This window comes from Sphingobacterium sp. UBA865, from assembly GCF_002295765.1.
Taxonomy (GTDB): domain Bacteria; phylum Bacteroidota; class Bacteroidia; order Sphingobacteriales; family Sphingobacteriaceae; genus Sphingobacterium; species Sphingobacterium multivorum.
The window spans coordinates 1-16,322 of the sequence record NZ_DBGB01000016.1 but is presented as its reverse complement, the minus strand read 5'-3'; the positions used below and the strand labels follow the sequence as shown (position 1 = coordinate 16,322).

The 16,322-nt window shown below is 39.6% G+C and carries 13 protein-coding genes; 7 read left to right on the top strand and 6 right to left on the bottom strand.

Features of this window, described 5'->3' with window-relative positions:
- Positions 1-222: 222 nt before the first annotated feature.
- Positions 223-1,095, top strand: coding sequence for a hypothetical protein (locus B2O97_RS08895; protein WP_046672928.1), 873 nt, complete (start codon positions 223-225; stop codon positions 1,093-1,095).
- Positions 1,096-1,184: 89 nt separating this feature from the next.
- On the opposite strand, the gene B2O97_RS08890 is transcribed toward B2O97_RS08895, so the two are convergent.
- Complete coding sequence (locus tag B2O97_RS08890) at positions 1,185-2,021, bottom strand: MBL fold metallo-hydrolase (protein WP_286767282.1); 837 nt, start codon at positions 2,019-2,021, stop codon at positions 1,185-1,187.
- A 281-nt stretch (positions 2,022-2,302) separates the two neighbouring features.
- Here B2O97_RS08890 and pckA point away from each other — a divergent pair, with 281 nt between their 5' ends.
- On the top strand, positions 2,303-3,922 hold the full coding sequence (gene pckA, locus B2O97_RS08885) for a phosphoenolpyruvate carboxykinase (ATP) (protein ID WP_286767281.1): 1,620 nt from the start codon (positions 2,303-2,305) through the stop codon (positions 3,920-3,922).
- Positions 3,923-4,006: 84 nt separating this feature from the next.
- Here pckA and ppk2 read toward each other — a convergent pair whose 3' ends face one another.
- Complete coding sequence (gene ppk2, locus B2O97_RS08880; RefSeq protein WP_286767280.1) at positions 4,007-4,816, bottom strand: polyphosphate kinase 2; 810 nt, start codon at positions 4,814-4,816, stop codon at positions 4,007-4,009.
- Positions 4,817-5,385: 569 nt separating this feature from the next.
- Between ppk2 and B2O97_RS08875 the strand changes: the two genes are divergently transcribed.
- Entirely contained in the window at positions 5,386-5,535 is a 150-nt protein-coding gene (locus B2O97_RS08875; protein ID WP_286767279.1) for a hypothetical protein, read from the top strand.
- Positions 5,536-5,689: 154 nt separating this feature from the next.
- Here B2O97_RS08875 and smc read toward each other — a convergent pair whose 3' ends face one another.
- The gene (smc, locus tag B2O97_RS08870) at positions 5,690-9,232 is read right to left on the bottom strand and encodes a chromosome segregation protein SMC (protein WP_070561101.1); all 3,543 of its coding nucleotides are present in this window, start codon (positions 9,230-9,232) and stop codon (positions 5,690-5,692) included.
- 69 nt (positions 9,233-9,301) lie between these two features.
- The gene (locus B2O97_RS08865) at positions 9,302-10,006 is read right to left on the bottom strand and encodes a DsbA family oxidoreductase (RefSeq protein WP_286767278.1); all 705 of its coding nucleotides are present in this window, start codon (positions 10,004-10,006) and stop codon (positions 9,302-9,304) included.
- A gap of 110 nt (positions 10,007-10,116) precedes the next feature.
- On the opposite strand from B2O97_RS08865, the gene B2O97_RS08860 reads away from it, so the two are divergent.
- Entirely contained in the window at positions 10,117-10,932 is an 816-nt protein-coding gene (locus B2O97_RS08860) for a patatin-like phospholipase family protein (protein WP_070561100.1), read from the top strand.
- A 108-nt stretch (positions 10,933-11,040) separates the two neighbouring features.
- Here the strand turns inward: B2O97_RS08860 and B2O97_RS08855 are convergent, their stop codons facing one another.
- A complete protein-coding gene (locus B2O97_RS08855) occupies positions 11,041-11,955 on the bottom strand; it encodes a glycerophosphodiester phosphodiesterase family protein (protein WP_070561099.1) in 915 nt (304 codons plus the stop codon).
- A 378-nt stretch (positions 11,956-12,333) separates the two neighbouring features.
- Here B2O97_RS08855 and topA point away from each other — a divergent pair, with 378 nt between their 5' ends.
- Genes topA through cmk form a run of 3 tightly spaced genes read left to right on the top strand, consistent with a single transcriptional unit; the run spans position 12,334 to position 15,844 of the window.
- The gene (topA, locus tag B2O97_RS08850) at positions 12,334-14,733 is read left to right on the top strand and encodes a type I DNA topoisomerase (protein WP_070561098.1); all 2,400 of its coding nucleotides are present in this window, start codon (positions 12,334-12,336) and stop codon (positions 14,731-14,733) included.
- Positions 14,734-14,735: 2 nt separating this feature from the next.
- Positions 14,736-15,149 (top strand): hypothetical protein, encoded by a 414-nt coding sequence (locus tag B2O97_RS08845; RefSeq protein ID WP_046672862.1) that lies wholly within the window; start codon positions 14,736-14,738, stop codon positions 15,147-15,149.
- On the top strand, positions 15,149-15,844 hold the full coding sequence (cmk, locus tag B2O97_RS08840; RefSeq protein WP_070561097.1) for a (d)CMP kinase: 696 nt from the start codon (positions 15,149-15,151) through the stop codon (positions 15,842-15,844). The genes B2O97_RS08845 and cmk overlap by 1 nt, the downstream gene beginning before the upstream one ends.
- A gap of 52 nt (positions 15,845-15,896) precedes the next feature.
- Here the strand turns inward: cmk and B2O97_RS08835 are convergent, their stop codons facing one another.
- Positions 15,897-16,190, bottom strand: a complete 294-nt coding sequence (locus B2O97_RS08835) for a hypothetical protein (RefSeq protein WP_070561096.1) — start codon at positions 16,188-16,190, stop codon at positions 15,897-15,899.
- Positions 16,191-16,322 lie beyond the last annotated feature (132 nt).

Genomic DNA, 16,322 nt, shown 5'->3' with positions numbered 1-16,322 from the left:
GAAATGGGAAGCAGCTTTTTTTTGAAAGTGTCTGATGTTATTCGACAGAAAGAACTTGCTAGTTTGCTTTAACTGCTCTCGGTGCTTGAGAAGTCAAGAAGGTTTGTTTTTTAAATCGAATGACATTTCTGTGATCTTCGTCATATTTTACCAATTTCCACTGTTTTTATTTGCTTATAAAATAGAATGCCGGTACTTTTGCCCAACGTTTTTAGCACCGATATGAGAAAAATATTTTTAACGATTGGAGCACTTGCACTAAGTGTTTCTGCCTTATTTGCCCAAGAAAATCCTGAGATAGGAAAAAGCATTTTCAAACCGAAAAATTTGAGAACAGAGAGTAACAAGGGCAAATTCTTCTTCTTTTGGGGGTACAACTTCTCTTCTTACGCGAAATCAGATATTCATTTTACGGGACCTAATTATGATTTTATTCTGCATGATGTAAAAGCGGGTGACAGGCCAACTAAATTTGGTTCAACGTATTTTGATCCAAGCAGACTGACTATTCCGCAATTTAATCTGCACTTTGGTTATTATATCAAGGATAATTATTCCATTTCATTGGGATGGGACCATATGAAATATGTGGTCGATATTCCGCAACAGGTGAAAATTTCGGGTTTTATCGGTGAAGAGATTTCTAACCCTGGTATTCCGACAGGAAATCGCGCTGGTCAATATAACGGTGAATTGATTACTGTAGACTCCGCCATGCTGACATTTGAACACACCGATGGCTATAACTTTGCCTCAGTAGGGCTAGAGCGTTATGACGACATCATCAATAACCGCAAGGGTCAACAGGTATTGACGATGGAATCGGGTGTGGATGTAGGCTTATTGATTCCTCGTTCCGACGTACATCTTTTTGGTGAAGGAGCCAACCATTTTTGGAACATTGCAGGGTATGGCGCTTCGGCAAAAGTTGGTTTGCACTACCGTTTTTATAAAGGACTCTATCTTCAGGGGAATTTCAAAACGGGCTGGACTGATTTAACAAACATTCGTACAACTGGAAGAAGAGGCGTAGATAAAGCCTCTCAACAAATATGGTTTTTTGAAAATTACTGGGCTTTGGGCTTTAGGTTTTAAAATATATTCGATACAAAAAAGGCTACTTTAAAGTAGCCTTTTTTGTATATTCTTTTTATATCCTATTTCATCTTCTATAAACGTCTCAGCTAAATGTCGCTCAGTTTGAAAATATCCTTTACCCGAATACCTTTTTCAGTACGCTGAAGTGTACAGCATTCATGTATCGGATCGTGTTCGAAAAATAAGATGTATTCATTATCGACGACCTCATTCCAATAGCTGTTGCGTTCCTCCATGGTCACGAGAGGTCTAACATCATAGCTCATAACATAAGGAATGGGGATATGTCCCACCGATGGCAATAGATCCGCCATATAGAGGATCGTTTTGCCTTTATACAGTATCTGAGGCAGCATCATCGCTTCTGTATGACCGTGTGCATAACGGATAGCAATATTGCTTCCGAAAGGATTTTGGTGATCTTCGACAAATTTTAATTGCCCACTCTCTTGTATTGGTAAAATGTTCTCTTTTAAGAAAGAAGCTTTTTCGCGTGGATTAGGATCGGTAGCCCAAGACCAATGGTCGCTATTGCTCCAAAAATGAGCATTTTTAAAAGCCGGAACGAGTTGTTCACCTTGGCGGGCGATAGCGCCACCACAATGATCGAAATGCAGGTGTGTAAGGATGACATCGGTGATATCACTTCTGTCAAACCCACTATTTTTTAATGATTTATCCAGCGTTGCATCGCCATGAAGATAATAATAGCTGAAGAATTTTTCATTTTGTTTGTCTCCCAATCCTGTATCGACCAGCATTAAACGATTACTGTCCTCGATGAGGAGCAGGCGGTTTCCCCAGGTACACATATTGTTTGAGTCGGCCGGGTTTGTTTTGTTCCAGATACTCTTGGGGACAACGCCAAACATTGCACCGCCATCAAGTTTGAAAAATCCCGTTTCTATGGCATGTAATTTCATTCGCAGATGATATGTCTTTTAATGATCTGTTTTTACCTTATTAATATTTGTAAAGCTTGGAACAATTTACGAAAAATATGTGATATTTTTTGATGGTGATAAATTGATGTGCTAAAAAAATATGCTAAAAAGTTTAATTTTTTTTACCTCTATAAGTTGCTGTTAATGAGTTTTTTGTTTTTGTGTTTTTTGTACAATAAGCTTGATTTTTAGGTAATTAAGTTTTGTTTTTAGCGAAAAATGCCTTTAAATTTGGGCACATTTTAAAACAAACAAAAAATATGAAAAAGGGTAACATTGGAAACGCGCCTGATTTGAAATATTTAAAAATTGATAGTACAAAAAATGTATTTTATCAATTGCCTGTTTCTGAATTGGTCGAACATGCCTTAGCAAATCACGAAGGTCGACTTTCTGATACGGGAGCGCTAGCTACTGATACAGGGAAATTTACTGGAAGATCGCCAAAAGATCGGTTTCTGGTCGAAGATTCTTTAACTAAAGATAGCGTTTGGTGGGGAGAGATCAATCAACGAATGTCTCCGGCTAATTTCGAAGCACTACTCTCGAAAGTAGCGGCTCACTTAAGTGATCAAATCATCTATGTAAGAGATTGTGCTGCAGGGGCTGATCCAGCTTATCAAATAGATTTACGTGTTGTTACGGAAACAGCTTATCAAAGTATATTTGCCAATAACCTGTTTCTACGGCCGGAGCCAAATCCAGATGCCCAGCCAGCCTGGTCGATTTTAGCCGCTCCGACGCTGCTTATCGATGAGCCGCATCAATATGGCATTATCAACGAAAATTTTGTCGCGATTGACTTTACAAAAAAGATAGTACTGATTGCAGGGACCGGTTACACGGGGGAGATTAAAAAGAGCATTTTTTCAATATTGAACTTTATTTTGCCATTCCAGCATAATGTGCTTTCTATGCACTGCTCGGCGAACACTTCGAAGGAAGGGGAGACAGCGTTATTTTTCGGACTTTCAGGTACAGGGAAAACGACCCTGTCGGCTGATAGAAACAGAAAGTTGATTGGTGATGATGAGCATGGATGGAGCGAAAGGGGAATATTCAATTTCGAAGGCGGCTGCTACGCCAAATGTGTAGGGTTGTCAGAAGACAAAGAACCTGAGATCTTTCACGCAATTCGTTTTGGGGCTCTCCTTGAAAATGTTGTGTTGGATGAATTTGATCGACCTGATTATAACGATATTAGCAAGACAGAGAATACGAGGGTATCCTATCCCATCGATTTTATGGAAAATGCCGAAATAAATGGAATTGGCAATGAACCAGAAAATATTTTTTTCCTTACAGCAGATGCTTTTGGTGTACTTCCTCCCATTTCATTGTTGACCACCGATCAGGCGGTATATCATTTTGTCAGTGGTTATACAGCAAAGGTTGCCGGTACAGAGGTCGGGATAAAGGAGCCTACAGCAGCATTTTCAACCTGTTTTGGACAGGCATTTTTACCGCTCCATCCTTCAAAATATGCGGCCTTGCTGCGTTCGAAACTAGAGCAAAATCGTAACATCAAAGTTTGGCTAGTGAATACAGGCTGGATTGCTGGTCCTTACGGAATAGGTAGACGTATTAAGCTGAATTATACACGATCGCTAATTCGCGCGGCCATGGACGGTTCACTACTGGAATCTCAGTTTAATAAGCATGATATTTTTGGATTGGAATATCCAACGAGCTGTGGAGAGCATGTTCCTGCACAAATTTTAGATGCACGCGGTTTATGGAACAATGATGAGGCTTATGACATGCAAGCAAAACGCTTGGCGAAGCTGTTCATTTCGAATTTTGAAAAATTCAATAATGAAATGCCGGACTCCGTGCTGGCCGCAGGACCTAAAATCGAAACTACGATACTTGTATCTTAATTCGTTTTAATATTATAAAAAAACAGGAGGAAATACTTTTCCTCCTGTTTTTTTATAATGATACCTTACCAGACCGACAGTCATTTAGTCGTGTTTTGTAACGAAAGAATCTATTTTTTCCTGCTCACTTCCAACAAGCGCATTGATAATCAGTTTGAAGGACGCTAAGCGGGCCTTTTTCTTGTTATCTTTGGTAATTTCTAACCAAGGCGATTTTTTGGTGCTTGTCTTTTTAAATAAATCTTCAATATAACCCGTATAAACATCCCATTTCTCCTGCGCCTGCTCGTCCAGCACACCGATTTTCCATTGTTTTAGGATATCTTCTTTTCGCTCTTTTAATCTTTCGGCCTGCTCTTCTTTGCTGATATTCAGGAATAATTTGATAAGGATGATGCCATCGTCGATTAACTGCTTCTCAAATTCAGGAACTTGGTTCATAAACAGCTCGTGCTGTTCCTTGGTGCAAAATCCAAATACTGGTTCAACAACAGCTCTGTTATACCAGCTGCGGTCGAAAATCACAATTTCCCCAGCATTGGGGAGCTGTTTGATATATCGTTGAAAATACCATTGTCCAGCTTCCTCCTCGCTTGGTTTAGGCAATGCAACAACGCGCACCTTTTTGGGATTCAGGTATTGGGTTACACGGCCAATTGTACCGCCTTTACCCGCAGCGTCCCTGCCTTCAAAAATAATCAGTACTCGTTTTCCTTTTTCAATGATTTCATATTGAAGTTTTAAGAGCTTGACTTGGAGCTCGTAAAGCTCCTTTTCATAATCGTAAACATCATTGAATTTTTTTATCTCCAGAATGCCATGCTGTTCCAGATAGTTTAAAACATCTTTGTTTTCGTAGATCTTCTGAAGTTCATTTAAATCGTATTCTGCCATATGCTATTGATTTATACGTTCGTTTTCCTAAAGTTACTTATTGAATTGTTAAAAAACGTCAAATTTCATATAATTCCGAATGGGATGTGTAATAATAAGCTCTTCACTTACATTTAGAATTCTAAACAGCAAAAAAGGCTGTTTGCATAAATAAGACTTTTCATAAATTTAGGTTAATAATTGGTTAGGTTAGCTCGGAGTTCCCCACTTCGAGCTTTTTTGTCGGATGGGGGATCGCTTCAAGAGTACGAAAAAATACGATTCTGTTCCCGCTTAATTGAGCTGATCCTCCGTTTATTCTAAATGTTAAAAAATGTTAAATGGCATCTATTCTTATAATGAATTCAAAAATGCGACGTTTTCATTACAAATACTTTTCATAAAATAGGTTAATATATGGCTAACGAAAGCTCAGAGTTCCCCACTCTGGGCTTTTTATTTTTCAGGTCCCATTTTCGACTTAAAGGCTTTTTTTGACTTAAGTCAATGTTAGCTTTTTGATCCGTAGCATATTTGTACTCGAAATATAGTTGTGTGGGGGGGGCAGTCATAAAAAAGTTGCATTACAGATGCGTGGTACAGCACTTGGAGCTTGTGTTGCATTGGTGGATTTGCCTCTACGAATGGCAGGGGCATTGGCGGGATTAGTAGCGGGCCCGTTTGGTTATCAGTCGGTTTATTTATTGGGGGAATCAGCTGTCTGCTCGCTATCCTTATAATGATCTGCGACATGAAATAAGCTCAGAGCAATTCACTGTTTGTTGCAGTAAAGAGTCTCATTAAAGTCGGGCGGAACTTAAATCGATATATATAAAATAAGACGGACCAGATGTACATCCGGTCCGCCTTATTTATTGTGTATTTTGCTGCGCTCTAGGCAACTTCTCTTAGATCTACTGCTACTACACGGGATACACCTTGTTCCACCATGGTTACTCCATAGATGATGTCTGTACTTGCAATCGTTTTCTTATTGTGTGAGACTACGATAAATTGTGAATTTTTCGAAAAATCCCGGATAATATTGTTGAACTTATCAATATTCGTATCATCTAAAGGAGCGTCCACCTCATCGAAGATACAAAATGGTGCCGGTTTAGAAAGATAGAGTGAGAATAAGAGAGCTGTTGAAGTCAAGGTCTTTTCACCACCCGAAAGCTGATTGATAGACAGCGGCCTTTTCCCTTTGGGTCTTGCAATAATGTCGATATCTGAATCCAACGGATTGCTCGGGTCTGTGAGTACCAGGTCACAGCTGTCTTCTTCGTTAAATAGCGAACGGAATACTTTAACGAAGTTATTCCTCACGGCATCAAATGTAAACATAAACTGAACCTGAGCGGTATCGTCAATTTCTTTTATTGTTGCCATCAAGGATCCTTTTGCTTCAATTAAATCAGCTTTCTCTTTGTTAATGAAATCATAGCGTTCGTTCATCTCGTCGAAAGCCTCTTTTGCCATCAGATTGATCGTTCCAAATTCATCAAGCTGTTTCTTGAGTTTGCTACATTTGGTTGCCAATGTCGCTTGATCTTCTGTGATCTCAGGCGCATCTTCACGGTCAATTAGATCTTTCAATTCAATGTTGAATTCAACGGAAAGGCGTTCTTTTAAGGCATTGAGGTCGATCTGCAGACCTGTTTTTTTATCTTTGATCTCTGAAATAAGAAAGTCACTCTGCTCTTTTGAACGACGCTGCTGTGTCAGGGCGTCTTCGAGATTATTGATTTTCTGCTTATCTGCATAGTAGTTGTCTTCCAATTCTTTAAGACCATCTTCTAAAGCAATCTTCTGCTCATACATGGCAATAAGATCCCGATCTTCTTCATCTTCAAATGGAATGGTTGTTCTTAACGCTTCTTGCACTTCAACTAATTCTGCACTGTTTCGCTCCAGACGGAGTTCGTGGTCATCCTTCTGCGTCTCTCTAAATTCGAGATCTTTCGTGATATTGGAAACTTTGTTTAACTGTTGATGATAAGCGATATTCTCTTGATTGTATGCGGTCGATTTTTCGTTAAGTATTTCAGCTATTTCATGGAACTGGTCCTGTAAAGTCGATAATTCGGCGATACTCTGTTCTTTTTCCTGGCGCAGCTCCTGAAGCTGTGGCTCGGCAATCCTTAAATCTGATTCTATACTTTCAATTTTCTCCTGAATATCTTTTTTACGGGCCTGGGAGTTATTGATGAAGGCTTGATATTGCTCTTGCTTTGTTTTGACAGTAATTAATTCATTATTCAGTCTATTGAGCTGAAAACGAAGCTCATCGATTAACTCTTTCTGCGAATTGCCGCGTAGTACATCCAAGCGAGCTGTTTCGGCGGTTATTTTATCTTCAAGTTTTGCTATTTCCTGATTTAAGGTTTTGATCTCTTGGGATAACACTTCGAGGTTTTTCGCTCTTCCGATACGTTTGCCCTCAAATAATCCCACGGAACCACCAGAAAGACCCAAATGATGTTTCGAATAACGTCCATTTTTTTGCAGAATCACCTGTCCCAGAGCAGGTAGCTTTTCATCCAGTTCTTTTTCATTGTCATGTTTAAGAATAAAGACCTGCTGGAGCAGCATCGTACATAAAGCCTTGTACTTTTCGTCTACTGTAATCACATCCAACGCAGACATCAAATTGTCATTTGGTGCAGGGGCAGCGCTTGGCGAGTGTGTTATGGCATCTAAAACAAAGAAATTAGCTCTTCCTTTTGCGGCATCGCTCAATAGCTGAATTGCTTGAACAGCATCTTGTTGTGTTTCGACAACATAGTGATTCATTATAGGCTCTAGATAGTTCTCAATAGCCACGCGATAATCTTCCTGACAGAAAAGGACATCTGATAGGAGCGGAGGTTGCTTTTTCCATCCTGCATTTTTCTTGAGGAACCGAATGGAATCGGGGAAACCTTCTAAATTATCAACAAGAGATTTCGTGAGGTTGTATTCGTTTTGTTTGGCATCTACCAGACGGAGGTCTTTGGCAAGCTGGGCCTTAAGTTCTTCTAGGTTTGCCTGGCACTGACTGATCTGTCCTTGGAGCTCTTCTTCCAGCTGGTTTGCTGAGTCATACTGTAACTGCTGTGCTTCCACACGGCCTTCCAGTTCAGTAACAGCAGAATTAAACTGCTGCAATTCGGCTTCTTTTGCTTCTGTATCTACACTATTGCGAACAGATTCTTGGAGGAGGGCTTCTTTCTGAATGGTAAATACGGCAAGATCTTTTTCTAATTTGTAGATTTTTGCCTGTAATTCAGCATTACTCTTATTAAAAAGATCAAGCTTTCCCTTTGCCGATTGTTGCTGTCCCCTCAGTTCGTCGACTTCGGATTTATCCGATTCAAGATTCGTTTTTAACGAATCGAGTTTATTTTGTTCATCAAACAATTCTTCATTCAGTCGTTTGATGGTGTAGAGTACATGATTAAGCTGTTGTTTATCACTGTTGATATCGAGGTTCAACCGGTTCTCTTTATCTTGAAGATTTTTGACCTTTTCGTTTTTGATCTTCTTTTCCGATTCATGACCTCGGATTTTATTGACAAATTCCTGCGTTGTTTTTTGCTGTACCGAAAGGTTTTTTTCTTGTTCCAAATTTGTCTGGCGGAGTGATTGGAGTTCCGTTTCCGCATTCAGAATATTTTGATGTGCATTGGCAGCATCTTTCTGAACCTTGGATTCTTGTGTTTGAAGTCTTTCCAATTCAGTCGAGAAATCTGCTATTTTATAATAAGCCAAATCTATACTGCTTTGGCGGTATTCTGCTTTAAGTGAGGTATATTTTTCAGCTTTTTTAGCTTGATTTTCTAATGATTTGAGGTTCTTTGTGATTTCGTAAAGCAAGTCATCTACACGGCTAAGATCGGCCTCAGTATCTCTCAGCTTTGCCAAAGTCTGTTTTTTACGAACTTTATACTTAGAGATTCCAGATGCTTCTTCGAAGAGGTTGCGACGTGAATTATCTTTATTATTGATAATTTCATCAATCATTTTCAATTCGATGATCGAATAGCTGTCCGCACCAACTCCGGTATCCAGGAACAGATCTGTGATATCTTTTAAACGACATTTGACATCATTCAATCGATATTCACTATCGCCGTTGCGAAACAGCTTCCGCGTGACGGTTACTGTCGAGAATTCCGTTGGCAAAATATTATTGTTGTTGTTGAAGGTCAGCGAGACCTCTGCAAGGTTTGCCGGTTTTCTATTTTTCGTTCCATTGAAGATAATATTTTCCATCTTATCGGAGCGAAGCATCTTTGTGCTCTGCTCTCCCAGCACCCAGCGTATGGCGTCGACCACATTGGACTTCCCACATCCATTGGGGCCAACAATCGCTGTGACACCATCATTGAAGTTGATCGTGATCTTGTCTCCGAAACTTTTAAATCCTTTAATTTCTAGTTTGGTTAACTGCATTTATACCAAATTTGTTTGTCGTTATAAGCTTGCGAAAATAGTAAAATTAAACAATAATTTTTCCTTTCTTTATTCACATTTTCCTGCTTCAGGATCACATGAAGGGCCTTCTTCGCCTCTGCGTTCAAGCGGTGTTGGCTGACTGGCCAAGCATTCATTTATGGTGTTGTGAAAGACTTCCATGGGCTGTGCTCCGGGGATAGCATATTTTCTGTCAAATACAAAGAAAGGGACACCTCGGAGTCCTAAGCTGACACCTTCTTGAATATCCTGTGCAACATCATAAGCATATTCATCAGATTCCAATAAGTTTTTTACCTCCTGAGCGGAAAGATGCTCTTGCGCAGCAATCGTGCTGAGCACCTCGTTGTTATTTACATCAAGACCATCCGTAAAATGAGCTTTAAATAAGGCTTTCTTGATCTGAGTGTCTTTTTGTTGCGCTTGGGCAAAATGTATCAGACGATGTGCTTTTTTTGTATTTACAACGATTGCTTTTTCAAAGTTCAGATCAATACCCAGCTCTTTTCCTTGTGCACTGAGCTGTGAGGTCATCGCAACGACATCGTCCATACTCATGCCTTTCGTTTGAACGAGGTAATCGTAGGTTGGAATTGCTGGAGCATCTTCGGGATAATCAGGGTTAAGCTGATACGATTTCCAGATGATTTTAGCGGATGGCTTACTTGTGGACTCCTGAAGAGCTAGTTCAAGCTTTGTCAGACCAATATAACAAAAAGGACAAATGATGTCCGACCAAATTTCTATTTTCATATTTCTTTTTTTACTGCGTATATTGTAATCAAAAATACATATAATAACGATGATTATCTGTTTACATTGTTGCATGGATGTAAACAAGTGTTTCAAGTATTTGTATAACTATGGTGGAGAAAGCTTTTTTAAATCGTAAAGTTACCCTTGTTCTGGGCGGGGGTGGTGCAAGAGGCCTGGTGCATATTGGTATTATTCGACGTCTTGAAGAGCTGGGCTACGAAATCGATGAGGTGGTAGGTTGTTCAATAGGAGCGCTTGTCGGTGGTATCTATGCACAGGGGAAGATGGATGTTCTGGAAGAATGGATGCAGCGCCTGACGAAGAAATCGGTCTTTAATATGATGGATTTTAGCTGGAAGGGACTGGGGATGATGAAGGGGATCAAGGTGTTTAACGCCTTGAAATCTGTGATTCCGGATGCTAATATTGAGACTTTCCCTATTTTGTTTAAAGCCGTTGCGACAGATCTAAACTACGAAAAGGAGGTTGTGCTGGACTTTGGAAGTATGTATGATGCCATTCGGGCGTCGATTGCCATTCCCGCGGTGTTTACAGCTGTAGAAGACGACAATCATGTCTATGTTGATGGCGGGGTACTCAATCCATTGCCTATAAATCATGTCACCAAGAAAGAGAACCTAATCATAGCGGTTAATCTGGAATCTAAACCGGATAAACAATATTCTGTTATCAAAAAACTGGATACAAGGACTTCGAATTCGTTGGATATACTCCAAGCGTCATACTATGTGATGCGCAGGAAAATGAGCCGTATGATTGTTGATTTATACCGGCCCGATGTGGTGGTGGACATTCCCTATAATATCTGTAACCTTTGGGATTATCACCGCTCTGAATTTTTGGTCCAGAAGGGGCGGGAATATATTGACAAAGCATTAAAAAACAAAGCCAAAGCAAAGTAGTTTAGGACGATCAAGGGACTACTTTGCTTTGGCTGTACATGGTTTCTCTGGCATTGAGATACACTGAAACTGATATTTTTATTCTAAGCGAACCATGCGAAGTATTTGTTAAAACAAATTGGGGTAATCGCTAATAATGCCATCAACTTTCACGGCTTTTAGTTGCTCGATTTCTTCTTTCGTATTGACTGTCCAAGGAATGACCTTGATACCAGCTTTGTGACACTGCTTGACATAATCGCTTGTTACTATTTTATGATGCGGACTTATAATAAAAGGCGTAAAACCCAAAGCTGCAATTGTTTGCTCAATACTTTTTGTATGGTTTGCATCAATAAGATAAGAAACTTTGATTTGAGGATATGCTTTGTGCAGATAGTTAATGGCTCTGCTATCAAACGATTGAATAACGGTTCGCGCAGCAATTTTTTTATCGGTGATTACCTGTACCATAAGATCCACAAATTCTTCAACCCTTGGATGGAAAATACCATCTTTATCTTCCTTACTTTTCACTTCGATATTGTAAAACATCGGCGCTTTCCTTTTTAGATTTGCGTAGGCTTCAGTACTATCAATAAGGTCTGCTAGTTTTGCTATACGTGTAACCTGTTTTTTTTGTTCAGGAAACTCTTTGTAAAATTTCGATCCGATATCGTACTTAACCAGATCTTTATAAAGCATATCGTAAATTCTCAACGGTTTGTCCTTGTCAGAAATTTCGGTGCCATTGGGTTTCAATACAAACTTCGGGTTAAGGTAATCGTCGTGAAAGACAACAACCTTACGGTCTTTGGTAATATGACAATCCATTTCCAGTGTTGTCACCTTTGCAAAATCTATTGCATTTTTCATGGCAGCGATAGATTCTTCAGGGTATAGGCCGCGGCCACCACGATGCGCTTCCAAGCTAAGTTTAGGGAAATTGTCTGAAGTTGATTTTGCTGAATCTTTCATAACTGAACAAGATGCAAATGGTAATAACGTGCCCCAAAAGGCAATTCTGAGAAGACTTCTTTTCATTATTAAAATATTTAAACAAAATAGCGGAGTTGTTATATATTGCCCTTTTGAATAAGCGAATATACATATATATTTTGCTTTTACGTATTTTAACTGTTTCGAATACTTGATTTTGCAACTTTATGAAGGTGAATTCGAAACCGAATAAAGTTAAATGAATTTGTTTTGGTTTGAAATTGAGGGGCACAAAGTAGTTCGATGGGCAAATTACCTTGATCTGACAGCGTTTCTATGCCAACCATGAGCTCGTTACCTGCTTCTTGATTGTAGGATAAATTTCTTAATTGTCGACATGAAATCTATTTTTTTTGTCTTTTTTGTAAGAAATTATTGTCATTCCTTTCAGAATTCCCTTTATTTGCACAAATCTCAAATTAGATGGCGAAAAATTTATTGATAGTTGAGTCTCCGGCGAAAGCGAAAACGATAGAAGGGTATTTAGGAAAGGATTTTTTGGTCAAGTCAAGTTATGGACATATTCGCGACTTGGTGAAAACCGATGATGCAATTGATACCGAAAAGAATTTTGAACAAAAGTATGAAGTTCCATCCGACAAAAAGGCGGTTGTAAGTGAACTGAAGAAATTGGCTAAAGCTGCAGAAACCGTTTGGTTAGCGTCCGATGAGGACCGCGAAGGAGAGGCTATTTCATGGCATTTATTTGAGACTTTGGGATTAAAAGATGAAAGCACAAAAAGAATTGTGTTTCATGAGATTACAAAGCCAGCTATTTTGAAGGCTATTGACAACCCGCGTAAAATAGATTATAACCTCGTAAATGCACAACAAGCGCGAAGGGTGTTAGATCGATTAGTCGGATTTGAATTGTCTCCGGTTCTATGGAAAAAGGTGAAACCTTCTTTATCTGCCGGACGCGTGCAGTCAGTTGCGGTTCGTCTGATTGTAGATCGTGAGCGTGAAATCAATAAATTTGAACCCGAAGCGGCTTTTAAGATCGTTGCTTTTTTTCATACGGGAAAAGTTAAGGATAGTTTTAAAGCCGAGCTTCCGCAGCGTTTTGCGACAGAGGCAGAGGCGACCAAATTTTTGGAGGATTGTAAAGCAGCGCTTTTTTCTGTAAAAAATCTCGAAACAAAACCTGCGAAGCGTTCACCGGCAGCGCCATTTACTACATCAACATTACAGCAGGAAGCAAGCCGGAAACTTGGATTTTCGGTTGCCCGCACCATGCAGGTGGCTCAAAGGCTGTATGAATCAGGACGAATTACCTATATGCGTACCGATTCTGTTAATTTGAGTGATACGGCGATTGAGGCTGCTGAAAAGGAAATCAAATCGGCTTATGGTAACCAGTACCATAAAGTCAGAAAATATAAAACAAAGACATCGGGTGCACAAGAGGCGCACGAAGCTATTCGTCCTACTTATTTCTCTGAGCACACCATCGATGGCGATGCATCCGAAAAAAGATTATACGAGCTTATTTGGAAAAGAGCAATTGCTTCTCAAATGAGTGAAGCGGAGTTTGAACGTACATTGGCAAAAATCGACATATCAACTCGTACTGAAGATTTGAATGCTTCAGGAGAGGTGATGAAATTTGATGGATTCTTGAAAGTTTACATGGAATCCTTGGATGACGATCAAGACAACGCGATGGACGAAGATAGTGACAATGCTATTCTTCCACCATTAGCTGTTGGTATGCCATTAACGTTGAAAAACATGTCGGCGACGGAGCGTTTTACACGACCTCCAGCACGTTATACGGAAGCTGCTTTGGTGAAAAAATTAGAGGAATTGGGAATTGGCCGTCCTTCAACCTACGCCCCTACGATTTCAACGATTCAAAACCGCGGGTATGTCATAAAGGAAGAGCGTGAAGGTAAATCGCGCGATTACCGTGTACTGACATTAAAGGATGCCGAATTAACAGCGGTAACAAAAACCGAAATCACTGGTGCCGAAAAAGGAAAAATGTTTCCAACAGATATCGGTGTTGTCGTGAATGACTTTTTGGTTGAACACTTCAACGGTATTGTGGATTTTCATTTTACGGCCAACGTAGAAAAAGAATTTGATGATATTGCGCATGGACTGACCGAATGGACAAAAATGCTGCATGATTTCTATGGGCCTTTTCATTCTGAGGTAGAAGATACTTTAGTCAATGCAGATCGTGCGAATAATGAGCGTGAGCTCGGTGTCGATCCGGTTTCCGGTAAGCCTGTTTCGGTTCGCATTGGTAAGTTCGGCCCATTGGTACAGATTGGTTCTCCTGACGATGAAGAGAAACCTCGTTTTGCTTCCTTGAGAAAGGGACAGATGATCGAAACCATTACTTTTGATGATGCCATGGAATTGTTCAAATTACCGAAAAAAGTTGGTTTATTTGAAGATAAGGAAATGACGGTTGCTGTTGGGCGATTTGGACCTTATATCCGTCACAATTCGGCGTTTTACTCACTACCAAAAGGTGTTGACCCATTGGATGTGACAGAAGAAGAGGCGATACAGATTATCAAAGACAAACGTCAGAAAGATATCGAAAAAGTGATTCGGGTTTTTGATGAAAATCCGGATGCTCAGATTGAACAGGGACGCTGGGGGCCATTTATTCGTTTTGGCAAGCAGAATCTGAAGATTCCTAAGGGAACGGAAATTGAAAAAATTACTTATGAAGATGTGTTAAAATGGGCTGAGGCGGATGCGCCAAAAGGAAAAGCAACTAAAACAAAAACAACAGAAAAGAAAACTGTAGCAAAAAAGACTACCGCTAAGAAGGCTCCAGCTAAAAAAACTACAAAGTCTAAATAAGCATGAAAGCAGATTTGCCTGAAAATATAGTCAAAGACATTATGATCGCCGTCGTTTTGGAAGGTGAGACGGTGGAGACAAAAAATTGGACTGTCTATGTTATCAACGACAAGAATATTGCTATTCAGAACGTGCTGATTAGCTCAAAAGGTTATGGCGAAAAGGATGGCCGACAAGTAACAACAACGACTTTGCGTCATTTTATTGGTAATATAGAAGCTAAATCTTTCGATCGTGTTGAAGCGATTGATGAACAGGTATTCGGGCTTACAAATGAATATTGGTTGAGTTTTTATATTGATAACATTATTTACGATAAAAAATATATCTTTTTACCTGAAAGCATTGTGGATGGTAACCTGACTAAGGTTCCTTTGGTCAATCGCCCAGGTGTAATCATAGGAGGAAACGAATAATGAGTGGACGTCACAATTTTATTATTGCCATAGATGGTTTTTCCTCCTGCGGTAAGAGTACACTGGCAAAAGCTTTGGCAAAAAAACTGAAGTTTGCCTTTATTGATAGCGGAGCCATGTATAGGGCTGTCACACTCTATTTTATCCGGCATAAAATAGCGCTGGATGATCAAGAAGCGATCGAAAGCGCACTAAAAGATATCCATATTGATTTTATCCCAAATGCAATAAAGACGGAGATCCATCTAAATGATGAGGATATTTCGGAAGAGATCCGTCAGATGTATATTTCTGATAAAGTTAGTGATGTGAGTGCAATTAAAGCTGTCCGGGTTGCCATGGTTGCCCAGCAGCAAAAATTGGGTAGCAGACGAAATATTATTATGGATGGCCGTGATATCGGTACTACTGTTTTTCCAGATGCTGATCTGAAGATTTTTATGACGGCCGATCCTAAAGTACGTGCTGCGCGACGTTATTTGGAGTTGACGGAAAAAGGGGAGGATGTGACGTTGGAAGAAGTCGTGGAAAATCTTGCAACACGTGACCGTATCGACAGTACCCGTGCGGAAAGTCCATTACGACAAGCGGAAGACGCGATTGTTTTGGATAATTCTAATCTGACACCAGAACAACAGCTCCATTTTGTTGAAGAAGAGTATTTGAAAGCTAAGGCTGCAAAAGTCCAATTATAAAACACAAAGAAGGCCGATTATTTAATCGACCTTCTTTGTGTTTGGAATATCATTATTTTATACTGTTAATTTGTTGTTGTTCCAATAATTTTCCAACATTGTTCTTTTCTCCAAACTCTGCTGTCTCATCTTGAAAAGATTCCAGAAGAGCTTTAATAGCATCTGAATTATCTGCTGTACGTTGATAGATATCGGGAATTGTTTTTTCGATATTTTTATCGCCGAGTTCAATGTTATCAACTTCGATTTTGCCTATTTTTTCCAAAACAGCTTGCTGGCTATTTCTGACATCTTCTAATTCTCTCGCTATTTTTTCCATCAATTGGAATTTCTTCAATTTATCCATATGAAATCGCTTTTGTTACTATTAGAAGAACAAGATGCTTCAAAACTTTGTTTTGTTTTTTTTTAAAAAGAAATAGAATTGGGGTTTATGGGAAGGAACCATGAAAAAAGAAAAAGAGGCTGTCTCAAAAAG

Excerpts from the sequence above, each read along its gene's own strand:
- B2O97_RS08895 (WP_046672928.1), top strand. The coding sequence starts at position 223 with ATGAGAAAAATATTTTTAACGATTGGAGCACTTGCACTAAGTGTTTCT.
- B2O97_RS08890 (WP_286767282.1), bottom strand. The coding sequence starts at position 2,021 with ATGAAATTACATGCCATAGAAACGGGATTTTTCAAACTTGATGGCGGT.
- pckA (WP_286767281.1), top strand. The coding sequence starts at position 2,303 with ATGAAAAAGGGTAACATTGGAAACGCGCCTGATTTGAAATATTTAAAA.
- ppk2 (WP_286767280.1), bottom strand. The coding sequence starts at position 4,816 with ATGGCAGAATACGATTTAAATGAACTTCAGAAGATCTACGAAAACAAA.
- B2O97_RS08875 (WP_286767279.1), top strand. The coding sequence starts at position 5,386 with ATGCGTGGTACAGCACTTGGAGCTTGTGTTGCATTGGTGGATTTGCCT.
- smc (WP_070561101.1), bottom strand. The coding sequence starts at position 9,232 with ATGCAGTTAACCAAACTAGAAATTAAAGGATTTAAAAGTTTCGGAGAC.
- B2O97_RS08865 (WP_286767278.1), bottom strand. The coding sequence starts at position 10,006 with ATGAAAATAGAAATTTGGTCGGACATCATTTGTCCTTTTTGTTATATT.
- B2O97_RS08860 (WP_070561100.1), top strand. The coding sequence starts at position 10,117 with ATGGTGGAGAAAGCTTTTTTAAATCGTAAAGTTACCCTTGTTCTGGGC.
- B2O97_RS08855 (WP_070561099.1), bottom strand. The coding sequence starts at position 11,955 with ATGAAAAGAAGTCTTCTCAGAATTGCCTTTTGGGGCACGTTATTACCA.
- topA (WP_070561098.1), top strand. The coding sequence starts at position 12,334 with ATGGCGAAAAATTTATTGATAGTTGAGTCTCCGGCGAAAGCGAAAACG.
- B2O97_RS08845 (WP_046672862.1), top strand. The coding sequence starts at position 14,736 with ATGAAAGCAGATTTGCCTGAAAATATAGTCAAAGACATTATGATCGCC.
- cmk (WP_070561097.1), top strand. The coding sequence starts at position 15,149 with ATGAGTGGACGTCACAATTTTATTATTGCCATAGATGGTTTTTCCTCC.
- B2O97_RS08835 (WP_070561096.1), bottom strand. The coding sequence starts at position 16,190 with ATGGATAAATTGAAGAAATTCCAATTGATGGAAAAAATAGCGAGAGAA.